The sequence below is a fragment of the Bogoriella caseilytica genome, from assembly GCF_003752405.1.
In the GTDB taxonomy this organism is placed as follows: domain Bacteria; phylum Actinomycetota; class Actinomycetes; order Actinomycetales; family Actinomycetaceae; genus Allobogoriella; species Allobogoriella caseilytica.
This window is the reverse complement of sequence record NZ_RKHK01000001.1, coordinates 852,760-869,127: the sequence shown is the minus strand read 5'-3', so window position 1 is coordinate 869,127 and position 16,368 is coordinate 852,760. Positions and strand designations below refer to the sequence as shown.

The window sequence follows — 16,368 nt, the reverse complement described above, 5'->3', positions numbered from 1 at the left end:
AGAACCGCACTGGTCGAGGATGACCAGTACCTTCCAACGACGGGAGCATCACGATGCGTGACCTAAGCCGACGGAACCTGTTCACCATTGCCGGCGCGATGGCGGGCGCCGGCGTCCTGGCCAGCTGCGGCGGCCTCGGGGGTGGCCGGAACACCGCCGCCGGATCCCTGCGCTACGCCTTCTGGGGCAACGACGAGCGGCGGGCGGACTACGACAACGCCTTCGCGCTCATGGAAGAGCAGTACGAGGACATCAACATCAACGTGGAGTTCGCCGACTACGGCGCCTTCCAGGAACGGATGACCACGCAGATGGCGGCCGGCAACGTGGCCGACATCTTCTGGGTCCCGGCCCCGCAGGTGATGACGTACTACGCGAACGATCTCTACCGACCGCTGGACGATATCTCCTCCCTGGACCTCTCGGACTACTCCGACCAGGACATCGAGGACTTCCAGCTCGACGGCGAGCACAACACCATGCCCTTCGGCATCTTCGTGCCGGTGGTGCGTTACAACCACACCTTCGCGCAGGAGGACGGCGTCGAGATCCCGGACGACTGGGACTGGAACTGGCTGTCGGAGTTCGCGATTGACTACACGAACAACAACGCCGAGGGCCGCCGCGCCCTGCCGTACAACGCGCACGTCGACCTGGGCTTCGAAGGCTGGCTGCGCCAGCACGGTGAGCAGCTGTGGACCGAGGACGGCCGGATGGGCTTCAGCCAGGAAGGCCTCGAGGCGTGGATCGAGTGGTGGGAGAACCTGCGCGAGGCCGGGGCCACCACCTCGATCAGCGAGCAGGACGGCGTCCAGCCCAGCTGGACCGACGTCGGGAGTCAGACCCTGATGTGGTTCGGCAACTCGAACCACATCGTCAACGACGCCGCGATGTACCCGGATTACGAGTTCCGGCTCAAGAACCTCCCGATCGCCTCCGATGCCACCGAGGGACACCAGTACCTCTACTTCCCGCGCATGGCCATCTACCAGGGCGTCAGCGATGAGCAGGCCGAACTCGCCGGCCATGTGCTGCACTTCTGCACCTCCAATGCCGAGATGCAGCAGACCGTGGGCCTGACCATGGGCGTCCCGCCGAACCCCCGCGTGGCCGAGGAGTACGCGGAGTTCGCCACAGCGGAGGAGCAGGAGATGCTCCGCGTGGTCAACCACGACCGCGAGCTGGACCGCATGCCGCGCTACGAGGCACCTCCGGGCACGGGGACCTGGCGAGACGCCATGGAACGCGCGCTGGAGGAGATCACGCTGAGCAATGTGGGCATCTCCGATGCGGCGTCTTCGATGATCACCGACATCAACCGCGGTATCGACCGAGCCTCGGCCTGATCCGGATGGATGTACCGAGATGACACAGACCGACACCGACCTCGCGGCGCCGCAGCCGGCGATGACCCTGTCTGCGCAGCCGACCCGGAAGAAGGGGTTCGGGCGGCAGGAGGGCGCTGCGCACGTCTTCCTGACCCCCTGGCTGATCGGCTTGGTGGCCATCACCTCGATCCCGATGGTGGCTTCGCTGGCCCTGTCCTTCACCGACTACAACATCCTCGGCCGCCCCACCTTCGTGGGGTGGGAGAACTACGAGCGCCTGCTCGGTGATGCGCGGTTCTGGAACGCCGCGGAGGTCACCGTCACCTACGTGCTGATCTCCGTGCCGCTGCAGCTCGCCTTCGCCCTGGCCCTGGCGCTCGTGCTCGACAAGGGGGTGCGCGGTCTGACCATCTACCGCAGCGCCTATTACCTGCCCTCACTGCTGGGTGCGAGTGTGGCTGTGGCCGTGCTCTGGCGGCAGATCTTCGGCCACCAGGGCATGATCAATCAGATCCTCGGATACTTCGGTGTTCAGGGGGAGAACTGGCTGCAGAACCCCTCGACCGCGCTGAGCACCCTGATCGTGCTCAATGTGTGGACCTTCGGCGCACCCATGGTGATCTTCCTGGCCGGGCTTCGGCAGATTCCCGAAGAGCTCTACGAGGCCGCGCGGGTGGATGGTGCCTCCACCATGAGGCAGTTCCGCAGCATCACCTTGCCGCTGCTCACCCCGATCGTGTTCTTCAACCTCATCCTGCAGACGATCGGGTCGTTCCAGGCCTTCACCCCCGCGCACGTGGTCAGTGGCGGAACCGGTGGGCCGGTGGATTCGACCTTGTTCTACACGCTCTACATCTACCAGCAGGCATTCGTGAACTTCGACATGGGCTACGCCTCGGCTCTGGCATGGGTGCTGCTCGTCGTCATCGCGGCGATCACCGCGGTTCACTTCCTCCTGTCCAAGCGCTGGGTGTTCTACGGAGACTGATATGGCTGAACAGACCCTCGAACGCCCCCGCGCGGCCGCGAAAGAGCCGCGCATCCCCGACCAGATCGAATCGGTATCCGCGCGGAAGGTCCGGCGCCGCAACAGCATCCTGCGCCATACCGGGCTGATCATCTTCGGGCTCTTCATGCTCTACCCGCTGATCTGGATGGCGGTGAGCGCCTTCAAGCCCTCCCACCTGGTGCTGACCGACCCCGGGATCATCCCCACCGAGACCACGCTCGACAACTTCCGGCGCGGCTGGAACGTGGCGGGCTATCCCTTCGCCGTCTTCTTCGGTAACTCGCTCATCATCGCGATCAGCTGCATCATGGGAAACCTCTTCGCCTGCTCGCTCACGGCTTACGCGCTGGCGCGGCTCAACTTCCGGGCGAAGAAGGTCTACTTCGCGATCGTGCTGGTCTCGGTCATGCTGCCGATGCACGCCACGATCATCCCGCAGTACATCGTCTTCTCGAACCTCGGGTTGGTCGACACCTTCATTCCGCTGATCCTGCCGAAGTTCCTCGCCACGGACGCATTCTTCATCTTCTTGATGGTGCAGTTCATCCGAGGCATTCCGCGAGAACTCGATCAGGCGGCCTGGATCGACGGCGCAGGACCGTTCCGAGTGTTCTGGCACGTCATCCTGCCGCTGATGAAACCCGCACTGGTGACCACCACGATCTTCACCTTCATCTGGACGTGGAACGACTTCTTCGGCCAGCTCATCTACCTGACCAGCCCGGGTGCCTTCACCGTGCCGGTGGCGTTGAACGCCTTGGTGGACTCCGAGTCCAACCAGGGCACGGGGGTGCTGATGGCGATGTCGGTGCTGTCGCTGGTGCCGATCCTGTGTTTCTTCGCCTTCGCGCAGAAGCACCTGATCCGAGGGATCTCCACCACGGGCCTGAAGTGAGCGGCGTTCTCCTGGTCACGGCTGCGGCCGGCCTGCCGAGAGAGGAGCTGCAGCGACTCGCGCCACCGCACCGGGTCATCGAGATCCCCACCCTGGGGGAGGGAGATGTCGCGGCCACGCTGGGAGAGGACCGCCGGCACGTGCAAGCCATCCTCGGTGCCTCGCCTGCGGATGCGTTGGCGGGCTTTCCGGGCCTGGAGTGGGTGCACAGTTCGGCTGCCGGGGTCGATGGGTGGCTGCGCGGCGGCGCGGTTCCACCCGGCGTGACACTGACCTCGGCGGCCGGGAACGGGGCCATTCCGCTCGCCGAGCACGCGCTGATGCTGATGTTGCTGCTCAGCCGGGAGGCGGGCCGGTGGTTCGAAGCCCAGCGCCGGCACGAGTGGCAGCGTTTCGTGCACGGCGAGCTCGCCGGGGCGCGGCTCGGCATCATCGGGTACGGCAACAGTGGTCAGGATCTGGCGCGCAAGGCACTGGCCTGTCACATGAGCGTGCAGGCCCTGCGCCGCACGCCGTCCGGTGACCAGGACGGCGAGGTGCGGCTGCGCTACGGCGACGACGGGCTGCGCACGCTGTTGCGCACCAGCGACGTCGTGGTGGTCACCGCCCCGAAGACCGCCGAGACCGCAGGGATGCTCGGCGCCGAGATGCTCGCTCTGATGCCGAGCCGCGCCTTCCTGATCACGGTTTCGCGGGGCGGGATCGTGGACGAGGAGGCGCTGGTGGCGGCCTTGCGCGAGGGGCGGCTCGCCGGGGCCGGTCTGGATGCGCACGCGGTGGAGCCCCTGCCTGCGGACAGCCCGCTGTGGGATCTGCCCAACGTGATCGTCACCCCGCACAACGGTGCCACCACCGAGGGCACCGCGGCGCGCGGGCGGGCCATCGCGCTGGACAACGTGGCCCGCTGGGCCGTGGGCGAGCCGCTGCGCAACGTGGTGGATCCCGCTCGCGGCTACTGACCCCCGCGGCCCCCCCGAACGAAAGTGGTCAGTTCGGGCCGCTTCCCGAGCCGTTTGGCCGGTGAGAGCGGCGCGAACTGACCACGATCGCGCAGAAGGGGAGGGGAACCGGGCGCTAGTTCACGTCCTCGTCCACCCAGTCGAGCGTGCGGGTGACGGCCTTCTGCCACAGGCGGTAGGTGCGCTCGCGCTCCTTCTCGTCCATCTGCGGCTCCCAGCGCTTGTCCTCGGCCCAGTTGTCGATGACGTCCTGCTCGCCCTTCCAGAAGCCCACCGCGATGCCGGCCGCGTACGCCGATCCCATCGCCGTCGTCTCCGCGACCTTGGGGCGGACCACCGGCACGCCCAGGATGTCGGCCTGGAACTGCATGAGCAGCTCGTTGACCACCATGCCGCCGTCGACCTTGAGTTCCTTGAGATCCACGCCGGAGTCGGCGTTCATCGCGTCGTTGACCTCACGGGTCTGGAAGGCGGTGGCCTCCAGGACGGCGCGGGCGATGTGACCCTTGTTCACATAGCGGGTCAGTCCCACGAGCGCACCGCGGGCGTCGGGGCGCCAGTGCGGGGCGAAGAGCCCGGAGAAGGCAGGCACGAAGTACGCGCCGCCGTTGTCCTCCACCGAGGCGGCCATCGCCTCGATCTGCGAGGCGTCGGAGATGAGGCCGAGGTTGTCGCGGATCCACTGCACCAGGGAACCGGTGACCGCGATCGAGCCTTCCAGCGCATAGATGGGGTCGGCATCGCCGATCTTGTACGCCACCGTGGTGAGGAGCCCGTTCTCGGACTTCACTGCCTCGGTGCCGGTGTTGATCAGCATGAAGTTGCCGGTGCCGTAGGTGTTCTTGGCCATGCCCACCTCGAAGCAGGCCTGACCGAAGGTCGCGGCCTGCTGGTCGCCGAGCATGCCCGCGATGGGGGTGCCGATGAGCAGGGACTGCGCGGTGCCCTCGCCGTAGACCTCGGCGGAGGAGCGGATCTCCGGCAGCATCGACATCGGGATGCCGAGGTCGGCGGCGATGTCCTCCTGCCAGCTCAGCGTCTCCAGGTCCATCATCAGCGTGCGCGAGGCGTTGGTGACGTCGGTGACGTGCACGCCCCCGCTGGTGCCACCGGTGAGGTTCCAGGTCAGCCAGGTGTCGATGGTGCCCATCAGGAGGTCCCCGGCCTCGGCGCGCTCGCGGGCGCCCTCGACGTTCTCCAGGATCCAGGTGACCTTCGGTCCGGCGAAGTAGGTGGCCAGCGGCAGACCCACGCGGTCCTTGTACCGTTCGGTCCCGCCGTTCTCGGCGAGGCGGTCCACGATGGCCTGGGTGCGGGTGTCCTGCCAGACGATGGCGTTGTAGACCGGCTCGCCGGTGTTCTTGTCCCAGACCACGGCGGTCTCGCGCTGGTTGGTGATGCCGACGGCGGCCAGGGAGTGCCGGTTGATGTCGGCGTCGGCCAGGGCGCGGCCGACGACGTCGCGGGTGTTGCGCCAGATCTCGACGGCGTCGTGTTCCACCCAGCCGGCCTTCGGCATGATCTGTTCATGTTCGCGCTGTCCGGAGCCGATGACGTTGCCGCCGTGATCGACGATGATCGCGCGGGTCGAGGTGGTGCCCTGGTCAATGGCGAGGACGTACTGCTTGTCAGTCATGGTCTGCCCTTCTGTGGGAGTGGTCTGTCAAGGAGGGGTGGTCGGCTCAGATGTAAGCGAGAGCCGCGAGGCCGGCGAGCACACCACCGATGAGGGGGCCGACGATCGGCACCCAGGAGTAGCTCCAGTCGGAGCTGCCCTTGCCCTTGATCGGCAGCAGAGCGTGGGCCAGGCGAGGTCCGAGGTCACGGGCCGGGTTGATGGCATAGCCGGTGGGCCCGCCGAGCGACATACCGATACCGACCACCAGCAGGGCCACGGCCAGCGGGCCGAGCTCGGTGGGCGTGGAGCCGAAGAGGATCACCACGAAGACGAGCACGAAGGTGCCGATGATCTCGGTGACGAGGTTCCACCCGTAGGAACGAACCGCGGGGCCGGTGGCGAAGATGCCGAGCTTCGCGGCCGCTGGCGCTTCGTCGTCGAAGAGCCGCTTGTAGGCCAGGAACATCAGCACGGCACCGAGGAAGGCGCCGGTGAGCTGCCCGCCGAAGTACACGGAGGCATTGGCGATCGTGGCGGGAACCTCGGCGATCTCGTCGGTGCCACCGAAGAAGGGCTGGCCGTTGGCCCACAGGCCCACGGTGACGGCGGGGTTGATGTGCGCACCGGTCTTGAAGGCGGCGAAGACGCCGGCGAAGACCGCGAAGCCCCAGCCGAAGGTGATGAGCACCCAGCCGCCGTCGAAGCCCTTGCTCTTGGGGAGCAATGCGGCGGCGACCACGCCGGTACCCAGCAGGGTGAGCAGCGCGGTGCCGACTAGCTCCGAGGTGAAGATCTCGAGCATGGAGAGTTCCACTGTGAACTCGCTTTCTGGGTCACGTCAGTGTGATCCGTAGGGGAGAGGAGGTCAGTACTTACCCATCGCTGGCCAGCGGCCGGATGGCGATGAGGTCCTTGGCGGCCAGGCGTGCCTTCTCCGCCTCGGCGTCGCTGCGTGCGCTTTCCGCGGACATCTCCGCTTCGGCGCGCTCGGTTGCTGCTGCGATTTCTTTGTCGATGCGCTCGCGATCCCAGCCCAGCAGCGGGGCCACGATCTCGGCGATGGCGGGCAGGACGGGAATGCCGCGGTCGCGCCGTTCGGTCACGATGCGCACGCGGTGGTCGATGATGTCTTGGAGGTGCAGAGCGCCCTCGTGGGTGACGGCGAAGGCGACCTCCGCCTGGAGGTAGTCCTCGGCCTCGGGCAGTGGCTCCCCGAGCGAAGGGTCGGCGTCGATCGACTCGAGCAGCAGGGACACCTCGGTGCCGTACCGGAACATCAGGTGCTCCATGCGCTCCCGGGTCCAGCCCCGCTCTGCGGCCAGGCGGCTGGCGCGCGCCTGTAGGGCGGTGAAGCCTTCGGCGCCCACGAGGGGCAGGTCGGCGGTGATCGAGGGCATGGACTTCGCCCGGGAGCCGAGCGCCATGTCCACGGCGTCGACGGCCATCTCGCGATAGGTGGTGAGTTTGCCGCCGGCGATGACGGTCAGGCCGGGCACGGGCTGGACCACGGTGTGCTCGCGGGAAACCTTGGTGGAGGCGACCTCGCCGTCGCCCTTCACGCCGGGCTGGAGGAGGGGGCGCAGGCCGGCCCAGACGCCGATGATGTCGTCGCGGGTCAGGGCCGGGGTGAGCACCTCGTTGGCGTGGTCGAGGATGTAGTCGATGTCCTCGGCGGTGGCCACGGGGTGCAGCCGCCCGGAGGTCCAGGGCGTGTCGGTGGTGCCGATGATCCAGTAGCGGTCCCACGGGATGACGAAGAGCACGGATTTCTCGGTGCGCAGGAAGAGCCCGGTCTCGCCCCGGATCCGGTCCTTCGGCACCACGATGTGCGCGCCCTTGGAGGCGAGCACCTCCAGGCCGGCCGCGCTGTCCGAGAGGGTCTCGGTCTCTTCGGTCCATACGCCGGTGGCATTGATGACGTGTCGGGCGCGGACCGTCCGCTCCTCACCGGTCTCCAGATCGGCCAGCACGGCTCCGGTGATCTCTCCGGCCGGGCCCTTGGTCAGCGAGGTGACCTGGGTGCGGGAGGCGGCCAGGGCGCCGTGGGCGACGGCGGTGCGGATCAATCCGATGACCAGCCGAGAGTCGTCCACACGGGCGTCGTAGAAGCGGATGGCGCCGGTGAGGGAGTCGGGGCGCATCTGCGGGAAGAGCCGCAGCGCCCCCTTCTTGGAGTAGTGCTTCTGCATGGGCACCTTGCGACGGCCGCGCGAGCCGAGGCGGGCGAGCAGGTCGTACATGCCCACGCCGACGGCGGAGTAGGCGCGCTCGATCACGGGGGTGCGCAGCGGCCACAGGAAGGGCTGGGCGCGCACCAGGTGGGGGGCGATCGTGGTCAGTAGCCGGCTGCGCTCTCGCAGTGCCTCGGCCACCAGGGGGAAGTCGAGCTGGTAGAGGTACCGCAGCCCGCCGTGCACGAGCTTGGAGGAGCGCGAGGAGGTTCCCGAGGACCAGTCCTGCATCTCCACCACGGCCGTGCGCAGTCCGCGGGTGGTGGCGTCCAGGGCGATCCCTGCTCCGGTCACGCCCCCTCCGATGACGAGCACGTCCACGCCCTCGTGGTCGGACATGGCGTCCAGGGCGGCGCCACGGCGCTCGGCATTCAACTGTCCATCCACTGCGTGGCCTCCTCATTGATTGGCGCAGTCACACGGCAGCACTGCCCATAGGCGTCTATGGTCAACACCACGCGCACATGCGCGCAACCCCATTGAACAGATGTGCACGGAGAGCGGGGAGCGATGAACACTGGGAGCAGACGGCGCGGAAGCGACCCCCGCGCAGGCGCGGGATCCCGGGCTGAATCCCCGGCCCTGATTGCTGACGGCGCGGCACGGCGGGAGGATCTGGCCTACCTGGCAGCGCAGTTGTATTACCTCCAGGACGAGACCATGGAGGCGATCGCACGGCACCTGGACGTCTCCCGCTCCACGGTCTCGCGCTTGCTGAAGCACGCCCGCGCCACGGGTCTGGTGAACATCTCCCTTCAGCCGCGCGGCGCCGGTGCCGACGCCCTCTCGCGCCGGTTCCACCAGCTCTTCGGTGTGCGGGCTCACGTGGTGGCGGTGCGCGAAGGCGCGACCGACGTGCAGCGGCTGGAGAATGTCGCGCAGGTGGCCGGGGCGCTGGTGTCGAACTGGATGGCGCCCGGCCAGGTACTGGGCGTGGCCTGGGGCACCACGACCTCGGCCGTGGTGCATCACCTGGTTCCCAAGCGGGCGCCGGGGAGCGCCGTGGTCCAGCTCAATGGTGCCGCGAATCCACTCACCTCCGGCATCCCCTATGCGGGATCGATCATGGCGGCCGCAGCCGAGGCCTTTGACGCCCGGGTGCACCACTTCCCGGTGCCGGCGTTCTTCGACTACCCGGAGTCCAAGGCGGTGATGTGGCGGGAGAGTTCGGTGCGGCGGGTGCTCGAGGAGCAACGGCGCGTCAACGTCGCTCTCTTCGGAGTAGGGGCGCTGAGTGGGCCCCTGGTGTCGCATGTGTACGCGGGCGGCTACTTGGCCCCGGGGGAGGTCGAGCAGCTCCGCCGCGAGCGGGTGGTCGGCGACGTCTGCACAGTCCTGCTGCGCGAGGACGGCACCTTCGCGGACATCGCGATGAACGCCCGGGCCACCGGGCCCACACCGCCGGAGCTCCGCCGGCTGGAACGCCGCATCTGCGTGGTGGCGGGCACCGCCAAGGTCAGCCCGCTGCTGGGGGCGCTGCGGGCGGGTGTGGCCACCGACCTGGTGGTGGATGAGACCACCGCCCGCGCCGTCATCGAGCGAGCGGGGTGAGTACGTGGAGCCACGAGCGGAGTTCGGTCCTTACGCTGGGCGGATGAACTCCACAGACGTCACGATTCGCCGGGCCCTCCCTCGGGATGCGCGCGGCATCTACGACCTGGTGCTGCCCTACGCGGAGCGACGCATCCTGGTGGCCAAGGAGCTGATCAGCTACTTCGAGTCCGTCCAGGAGTTCGTGGTTGCCGTTGACCAGTCCGGCGAGAGCGAACGCGTGGTGGCCTGCGGCGCTCTGCACGTCATGTGGGACGACATCGCCGAGGTGCGCACCCTCGCGGTGGCCGAGGACTATCGCGGCACCGGCCTGGGGCATCAGTTGCTCGAGCAGCTCATCGAGCGCGCTCGTGACCTCGAACTGAAGCGGGTGTTCTGCCTGACCTTCGAGGTGGAGTTCTTCCAGCGCCACGGTTTCGATGTCATCGAGGGCACCCCGGTCGGTATGGATGTGTACCAGGAGATGCTGCGCTCCCACGACGACGGCGTGGCCGAGTTCCTCGACCTCGCCCGGGTCAAGCCGAACACCCTCGGGAACGCGCGCCTGCTGCTTGAGCTCTAGGTGTATGAGGCGCTCGCAGCCGGTCCGCGCAGGAAGCGCAGCACGGCGAGGAGCTGAGCGGCCACGGCCGCGCAGGCGAGGATCGCGAGCCAGGCGTCCGGGCGGGCGATCATCCACACCGTGACGCCGAGGATGAGCAGCGCCCCGTGGATGCGCAGCAGCAGGCTGAGCAGGCCGCGCACCCCGGCGGCGATGCCGGGCAGGTGCTCCGGGGTCTCCAGCGACTGCAGTGCACGCCGCCAGGCCAGGCCCGCTCCCACGGCGCCGGCGAGCGCGACCGCCTGGGCCACGAGAAGCAGGGAGACGCCTGGCCACGGATTGGTCTCGCCCGACATCACGGTCAGGGCGACGCCGAGGACTCCGTAGGCCACGGCGGCTCCGGCGGTGGTGAGCAGGGTGATGCGCAGCGGGCGCACCGCACGGGGTTCGGAAGAGGGCGCGGACACGCCTGGCAGTCTCCCATCCGCAGCGCTCGCGGTGCACGGTCACGTGTACGCGCGCAGTGGCCCACGCCCGCGCGTCGATCGCCGATGCGCCGTGCACCGCCCCAACCCGCAGTCAGCGGTCGACCCTCACGGAAGCCGGTAACCGCCCTCCACCTCGACCGCCAATCCGTCAGTCACCAGCGACGTCAGCGCTCGGGCCGGGCGGGCCGGATCGTCCAGGGCCTCGGGCGCCGCCCCGCCGGCCGCCGCGGTGAGCAGCTCCTCCTGGGTGAGCGCCCCCTCGGTGTCGCGCAGCGCCGCCATGATCCGGCCGCGGGCCTGCCGGTCCGTGCCGTGCCACCCCTGGGTGCGGCGCCGCCCGGCGTGCGCATCCTCGGGGTGCCCGGCCGCGAGCCAGGCGCAGCGGCCCTGCACCGGGCATTCGGGGCAGCGGGGGGAGCGGGCCGTGCACACCAGGGCGCCGAGTTCCATCACGGCCACGTTCCACCGCGCGGAGGTCTCGGCGTCCTCGGGTACCAGGGCCGCGGCGCGCTCGCGTTCGGCCCGGCCCAGGGACGGCGGGGGCAGGGCCACGCCGTCGGCCACGCGGCCGAGTACCCGGCGTACGTTGGTGTCCAGTACGACGGCGCGGCGGCGGTAGGCGAAGGCGCGTACCGCGGCGGCGGTGTACTCACCCACGCCCGGTAGCGCGAGCAGCTCGGCCTCGTCCTCAGGGACCACCCCGCCGTGCCGGGCGGCAATCGTTGCGGCGCACTCGCGCAGCCGCAGCGCGCGGCGCGGGTAGCCGAGCCGGTCCCAGGCGCGCAACACCTCGGCCGGCTCGGCCGCGGCGAGAGCGGCGGGAGTTGGCCAGCGTTCCATCCACGCGCGCCACGCGGGTTCGACGCGGACCACCGGGGTCTGCTGCAGCATCACCTCGCTGACCAGCACCGCCCACGCGCTGGCGTCGGGGCGCCGCCAGGGCAGGTCACGGGCATGCTCGCGGTACCAGGCCAGGACTCCGTGGTGCAGGGGCGTGAGGTCGCCGCGCTCGACGTCCTGACAGTGTGGAAATGGCACCCCGGTATTGTGCCGTGCCGCAGCAAGGGACAGCGTGCCGTGATCGGTTCTTCCGTGCTCTTGTGCGGTGTTGGACCTCATCGTGAGGGCAAGCAGCGGAACGGGATCACCAGCGCGGTGGTCTTCTCGAAGGTCGTCTCACCAGCACTCTCGAGCCACTCCCGCAGGGCTCAGCCGAGGTCGTCGGTACGCAGAACCCGCTGCTCACCCGGCGTCATTGTGAGCTCTTGGGTGCGATCGCCGTGGCGGACCCGAGTAGTTGTGCCGCTGATCGACCGGATCGTGGCCGTATCCAGGTCACCGCCGCTCCAACGCAGGTCCACCTCGAATCCGCCGCGTCCGCGCAGGCCGGTGACCGCCCCCTCGGACCACTGCGCCGGGAGAGCAGGGAGCAGATCGAGTTCGTAGACGCCGTTCTCGAGTACGTGACTCTGCAGCAGCATCTCGTTGACGGCGCTGGTCTGACCGAGGTTGCCGTCGATCTGAAACATCGGGTTGTTCGGGGCGTGCCCGATGAACTTCGACCCGAGATTGGCTTGCACCGCCTTCTGCAGGTGCAGGTCGAAGATGTGTAACGCGGTATCCCCATCTCCGAGACGGGCGTAGGCCATCGCTTGGAATGCTCCCTCCCAGCTTCCCAGACATGGCCCGGCCAGTGGATCGTCCTTCTCCTCCCACCAGCGTTCGGTGTCGAAAATCAGGCGTAGCGCCGCCGCAAGCTCGGGTGTGCGGCGGGGATGGATCTGGGCACTGGCCACCGCGCCCCAGCTGGAAAGCACCTCGGCTTTCATGGTGCGGCCCCAGTCCTCCAGGTACTCCTGCAGCTGGCCAGTGGTGGGGCTGATCTGCATCGGAGCCAGCCGCTGCACCGCCACTTCCAGCTCTTCGCGCAGCTCGGGCGACTCGCCCAACGCCCGGGCGGCGGTGATGACGTTGGTGAACAGTTCGCGCACCATCTGGGTGGTGGGCGTGGTGCCCATCGCCAGCGAGCCGGTCGAACCGTCCGGTTTGACCCAGATGTTCTCGAAGTTGATGTCCGGCGCCGTGACCAGCCAACCGTGGAGCGGCTCCTCGACGAGCATGTCGAGATGGAAAGCGGCGGCGCCGCTCAGGATCGGCCAGATGCGTCGTAGCTCTGCTGGGTCACCCGAGAATGCGTAGTGCTCCCACAGGTGCTGGGACAGCCACGCGTTGCTGGCGACGAAGTTCGACCACTGGGGGTTGTTGCCCACCGGCTGGGCGTAGCGCCACACGTCGGTACCTTGGTGGGAAACCCAGCCACGGGCACCGTAGTGGTCGCGTGCCACCCGCGCGCCGTTCTCGCTGAGCTCACGGATCAGCTCCAGCAGCGGCTCATGGCACTCGGCCAGGTTCGCCGCCTCCGCCGGCCAGTAATTGATCTGGGCGTTGCAGTTGATCGTCCAACCCGAGCCCCACGCCGGGTTGATCGAGGGGTTCCACAGCCCCTGCAGCGTCGCCGGTTGGCTACCGGGCCGGGAGGTGGTGATCAGGATGTAGCGGCCGAATTGGTAGTAGAGCGCTGCGAGGCCCGGGTCACTGCCGCTGTCGGCGACGTAGGCTTCGAGGCGCTCGTTGGTGGGCAGGCTTTCTGCCTGTGGTGAGCGCCCGAGGTCCAGGCTGACCCGGTTGAACAACTGCTGGTGATCGGCCACGTGCGCAGCGCGTAGCCTGTCGTAACTCTGCCCGAGGGCTGCGTGCAGGTCGCGACGGACCAATGCGGTCTCGTCCCGGCCCTCGCGGCTGGGGCTCGCGGTCGGACCGTTATAGCTAGTGCGCGCGGCCACCACGAGCGTGACGGCGTCGCAGCCCTCGGCGGTCACGACCTGCGCGTCGTCCCGTACGCCATGGCTCACCGTTCCGCCTTCAGCGACCGCGGCGAGCCGGACCGCCCACCGCATCCCCCTCGGGTCGGGGCCCTCGTCGTACTCAGGCTCTCGATCTCGTCCCGAGTAGGTATAGGCGCGCATCGGCGCGCGGCCAGACATGTGCAGTTGCGACTCGTCGATCCGGGTCTCGTGGCGCAAGGGGCTCGTCAAGGCCGCGGTGAAGGTGAGCGCGCCGGGTCGGTCGCCGCTCAGCCGTACCACCATGGTGTCGGCGGGGTGAGACACGAAGACCTCCCGGCGATAGGTCACGCCGTGGTGGGAGAAGGTGACCTGGGCCATCGCGGTGCCCAGGTCGAGCTCGCGGCGGTAGTCACTGACCTGGTCCGCCGGCACAGGCATATCGATGCTCAGTTCCCCCAGCGGCATGTACACACCCGTGTCTCCGATGCCGCCGAGTGAGTCACCGGCCAGCACCTGCGCCCCGGCGTGATCACCGGCCAACAGCAACCGGCGTACCTCAGGCAGCGCCTCCGGTGCCTTCGGGTTGGCCTCGTACCCGGGCTCGCCGGTCCACAGCGTGTCATCGTTCAGACTGATCAGCTCGCGCTCGATGCCGCCCCACACGCTCGCGCCGAGGCGGCCGTTTCCCAGCAGCAGAGATTCCTGCCAGCGGTGGGCGGGACGGGTGTACCAGAGCGTCAGCGGGGCATCCAGATGAGGCTCGTGGTAGCGGATGGTGTGTCGTTGGACGACGGCGTGGCGATCGATCACTGACGGCGCTCCTGGGCGGTATCAGCGCTGATGCTGAGGTCTTCCACCAGGATCTTGGTGTCCCAGGCGCCGAAGCTGAGGACGGTCGCAGCCTCGCCCTCGGGACTGAGTCGGCCGTCCGGCCAGGCGATCTCTGCCGGTGCCCAGGACCAGTTGAAGTAGAAGTGCACCCGCCGTGCGGGCGAGCTGGTCGAGGCGTGGGTGACCGAGGGTGCTGAGGGCACCTCAGGCGTCAGGCCTGATTGCTGCGCTACCCACGAGAAGAGCGTTCGTGCCGACTCGTCGTCGGGGACGAAACCGACCAGGGTGGTCCGCCCGGCACCGGTGACGCGCGTGGTGGCGGCAGCGAAAGCGCCGTGGTGGGGATGGCGGTAGCGAGCGAGCACCTCGGCCTCAGTGGCCTCGAGCAGCTCGATCCAGCCCGTGGCCCGGCCGCGCCCGCCGAACTCGAAGCCGACCTCGATGGGTGACGGCGGTGTGCTGAACTCCTGGTAGGAGGCGCCGGCGAGCTCGGCGAGACCGCCGGGCTGCGGCTCCACGCGCACTCGCGCCACCTCGTCGGTGTAGCCGGTGCGCGGTCCGATCACCAGGTGACCGCCGAGCTCGGCGTAGCGTCGCAGGGTCGCCAGGGTCTCCTCCTGCGCCACGTAGAGCCCGGGGACGACCACGACCGGGTAGCGCTCGAGGAGCTCCTCCGCCGTCGGCAGTTCACGGTCGTGGACGATGTGGCTCTGCAGCCCGGCGGTGAAGGCTCCCTGGTAGAAGGGCTCAAGGAGGCGCTGGTAGCTGCGCGAGGCCGGTCCGCGCGCTTCGTCGGCGAAAGCGGGCTCGAAGGCCAGGGCGTACTTGGAATCGGTCGAGAAGACGAAGGCCACCTCGGCGTCCGGCACGGTGTCCTCGACCAGAGCGCCGTGCCGGCGCAGCTCGGCTCCGAGTTCCGCGATGTTCCGGTAGACCCGCCCCGGGCGCTGGTCGTGGGGGAGGATGCCGACCCAGTGGGTCTCGGTGCCCACATGGTTGGTATGCCAGTGCCAGTACTCGATCAGCCGTGCTCCGCGAGCGATCATGGCCCATGCGGCCTGGCGCCATTGGCCGTCCCAGCCGGGTTCTTCCACGTTCGAGTGCGCGATCGCGCCGGCGTTGGTCTCGGTGACCAGGAAGGGTTCGTGACGCGTCCCGTAGAGGCGGTCGGCCGAGAGGAAGACGCTCCAGGTGCCGGCGGTCATCCAGCCCTGAGGACGGTCGGCTGGCGTGGGGTGGGCCAGGTTGTCCTGCATGCGGAAGTAGAGGTTGCCTGCGGCGACGTCGAGTTCGCGCGCCACCGAGACGTCGTCCATGGCCACGCGGTCGATCGCCATGCAGGTGGTGACGAACTGGTCCTTGCGCCCCAGGGAGCGGACCAGATCGGCCTGCCACCGGATGTAGTCGGTCACGAGCTCGGCCTGGAAGCGGCGCCACGCCAGGTCGTACTCGGGCTGGGCGTTGCCGTCCGGGCGCCACAGCTCGTCGTAGGTGGTCAGTTCGTGGGACCAGTACGCCAGGCCCCAGCGGGCATTGAGTTCCTCGACATCGCCATGCTGCTTCGCGAGCCACTCCCGGAAGGCGATGAAGACCTTCTCGTTGTGCAGCAGCATCACACCGGACTCGTTGTCCACCTGATAGCCGATCACGGCCGGATGCTCGGCAAGGTCCTCGAGGATCCGGCGGATCACGCGCTCGGCATAGCGCCGGAAGACCGTGCTGGTGATGTCGATTTCCTGCCGGGATCCCCAGTGCTTCGGCCGGCCGGTGGCGGCGTCCGCCGCAATGCCGGGCTCGGCGACGGCGAGCCACATCGGAGCTGCGTAGGTGGGCGTACCGAGGATGACCTCGATGCCGTGCTCGTGCGCCGCATCGAGGATCTCGCGCATCCAGGCGGTGCGGAACTCCCCGGGGCGCGGCTCCCAGCGGCTCCAGGTGGATTCCCCGACCCGGATGACCGAGAAGCCCGCCTCCTGCATCAGGCGCATGTCGGCTGCGAGGCGCGGGGTGGGCTGGTACTCGAGGTAGTAGGCGGCGCCGAAGCCGACGGGGACCTTCACGGAATGACCTC

At 68.6% G+C, this 16,368-nt stretch carries 13 protein-coding genes; 6 read left to right on the top strand and 7 right to left on the bottom strand.

Features of this window, described 5'->3' with window-relative positions:
* Positions 1-53 precede the first annotated feature (53 nt).
* The 4 genes from EDD31_RS03895 (at position 54) to EDD31_RS03880 (ending at position 4,191) form a co-directional block, all read left to right on the top strand.
* Positions 54-1,346, top strand: a complete 1,293-nt coding sequence (locus EDD31_RS03895; RefSeq protein WP_123302992.1) for an ABC transporter substrate-binding protein — start codon at positions 54-56, stop codon at positions 1,344-1,346.
* 61 nt (positions 1,347-1,407) lie between these two features.
* Positions 1,408-2,316, top strand: a complete 909-nt coding sequence (locus EDD31_RS03890) for a carbohydrate ABC transporter permease (RefSeq protein ID WP_123305110.1) — start codon at positions 1,408-1,410, stop codon at positions 2,314-2,316.
* A gap of 1 nt (position 2,317) precedes the next feature.
* The gene (locus EDD31_RS03885) at positions 2,318-3,232 is read left to right on the top strand and encodes a carbohydrate ABC transporter permease (protein WP_123302991.1); all 915 of its coding nucleotides are present in this window, start codon (positions 2,318-2,320) and stop codon (positions 3,230-3,232) included.
* On the top strand, positions 3,229-4,191 hold the full coding sequence (locus EDD31_RS03880) for a D-2-hydroxyacid dehydrogenase (RefSeq protein ID WP_211336047.1): 963 nt from the start codon (positions 3,229-3,231) through the stop codon (positions 4,189-4,191). Before EDD31_RS03885 ends, EDD31_RS03880 begins: the two co-directional genes overlap by 4 nt.
* A 115-nt stretch (positions 4,192-4,306) precedes the next feature.
* Here the strand turns inward: EDD31_RS03880 and glpK are convergent, their stop codons facing one another.
* The 3 genes from glpK to EDD31_RS03865 form a co-directional block, all read right to left on the bottom strand.
* The gene (gene glpK, locus EDD31_RS03875; protein WP_123302990.1) at positions 4,307-5,827 is read right to left on the bottom strand and encodes a glycerol kinase GlpK; all 1,521 of its coding nucleotides are present in this window, start codon (positions 5,825-5,827) and stop codon (positions 4,307-4,309) included.
* A gap of 46 nt (positions 5,828-5,873) precedes the next feature.
* Positions 5,874-6,611 (bottom strand): MIP/aquaporin family protein, encoded by a 738-nt coding sequence (locus tag EDD31_RS03870; RefSeq protein WP_123305106.1) that lies wholly within the window; start codon positions 6,609-6,611, stop codon positions 5,874-5,876.
* A 70-nt stretch (positions 6,612-6,681) separates the two neighbouring features.
* Positions 6,682-8,379, bottom strand: coding sequence for a glycerol-3-phosphate dehydrogenase/oxidase (locus EDD31_RS03865; protein WP_123305104.1), 1,698 nt, complete (start codon positions 8,377-8,379; stop codon positions 6,682-6,684).
* A gap of 171 nt (positions 8,380-8,550) precedes the next feature.
* On the opposite strand from EDD31_RS03865, the gene EDD31_RS03860 reads away from it, so the two are divergent.
* Positions 8,551-9,591: a sugar-binding transcriptional regulator gene (locus tag EDD31_RS03860; protein ID WP_123302989.1), complete on the top strand. Its 1,041-nt coding sequence runs from the start codon at positions 8,551-8,553 to the stop codon at positions 9,589-9,591.
* 43 nt (positions 9,592-9,634) lie between these two features.
* Positions 9,635-10,153, top strand: a complete 519-nt coding sequence (locus tag EDD31_RS03855) for an amino-acid N-acetyltransferase (protein WP_123302988.1) — start codon at positions 9,635-9,637, stop codon at positions 10,151-10,153.
* On the opposite strand, the gene EDD31_RS03850 is transcribed toward EDD31_RS03855, so the two are convergent.
* The 4 genes from EDD31_RS03850 to EDD31_RS03835 form a co-directional block, all read right to left on the bottom strand.
* Positions 10,150-10,599, bottom strand: a complete 450-nt coding sequence (locus EDD31_RS03850) for a hypothetical protein (protein WP_123302987.1) — start codon at positions 10,597-10,599, stop codon at positions 10,150-10,152. The genes EDD31_RS03855 and EDD31_RS03850 overlap by 4 nt on opposite strands.
* Positions 10,600-10,725: 126 nt before the next feature.
* Complete coding sequence (locus EDD31_RS03845) at positions 10,726-11,658, bottom strand: HhH-GPD family protein (protein WP_245990879.1); 933 nt, start codon at positions 11,656-11,658, stop codon at positions 10,726-10,728.
* A gap of 170 nt (positions 11,659-11,828) precedes the next feature.
* Positions 11,829-14,276 carry a glycoside hydrolase family 95 protein gene (locus EDD31_RS03840; RefSeq protein ID WP_123302985.1) on the bottom strand — a complete coding sequence of 816 codons (2,448 nt, stop codon included), beginning with the start codon at positions 14,274-14,276 and terminating at the stop codon, positions 11,829-11,831.
* A complete protein-coding gene (locus tag EDD31_RS03835; RefSeq protein ID WP_123302984.1) occupies positions 14,273-16,357 on the bottom strand; it encodes a beta-galactosidase in 2,085 nt (694 codons plus the stop codon). Before EDD31_RS03835 ends, EDD31_RS03840 begins: the two co-directional genes overlap by 4 nt.
* Positions 16,358-16,368: the final 11 nt, after the last annotated feature.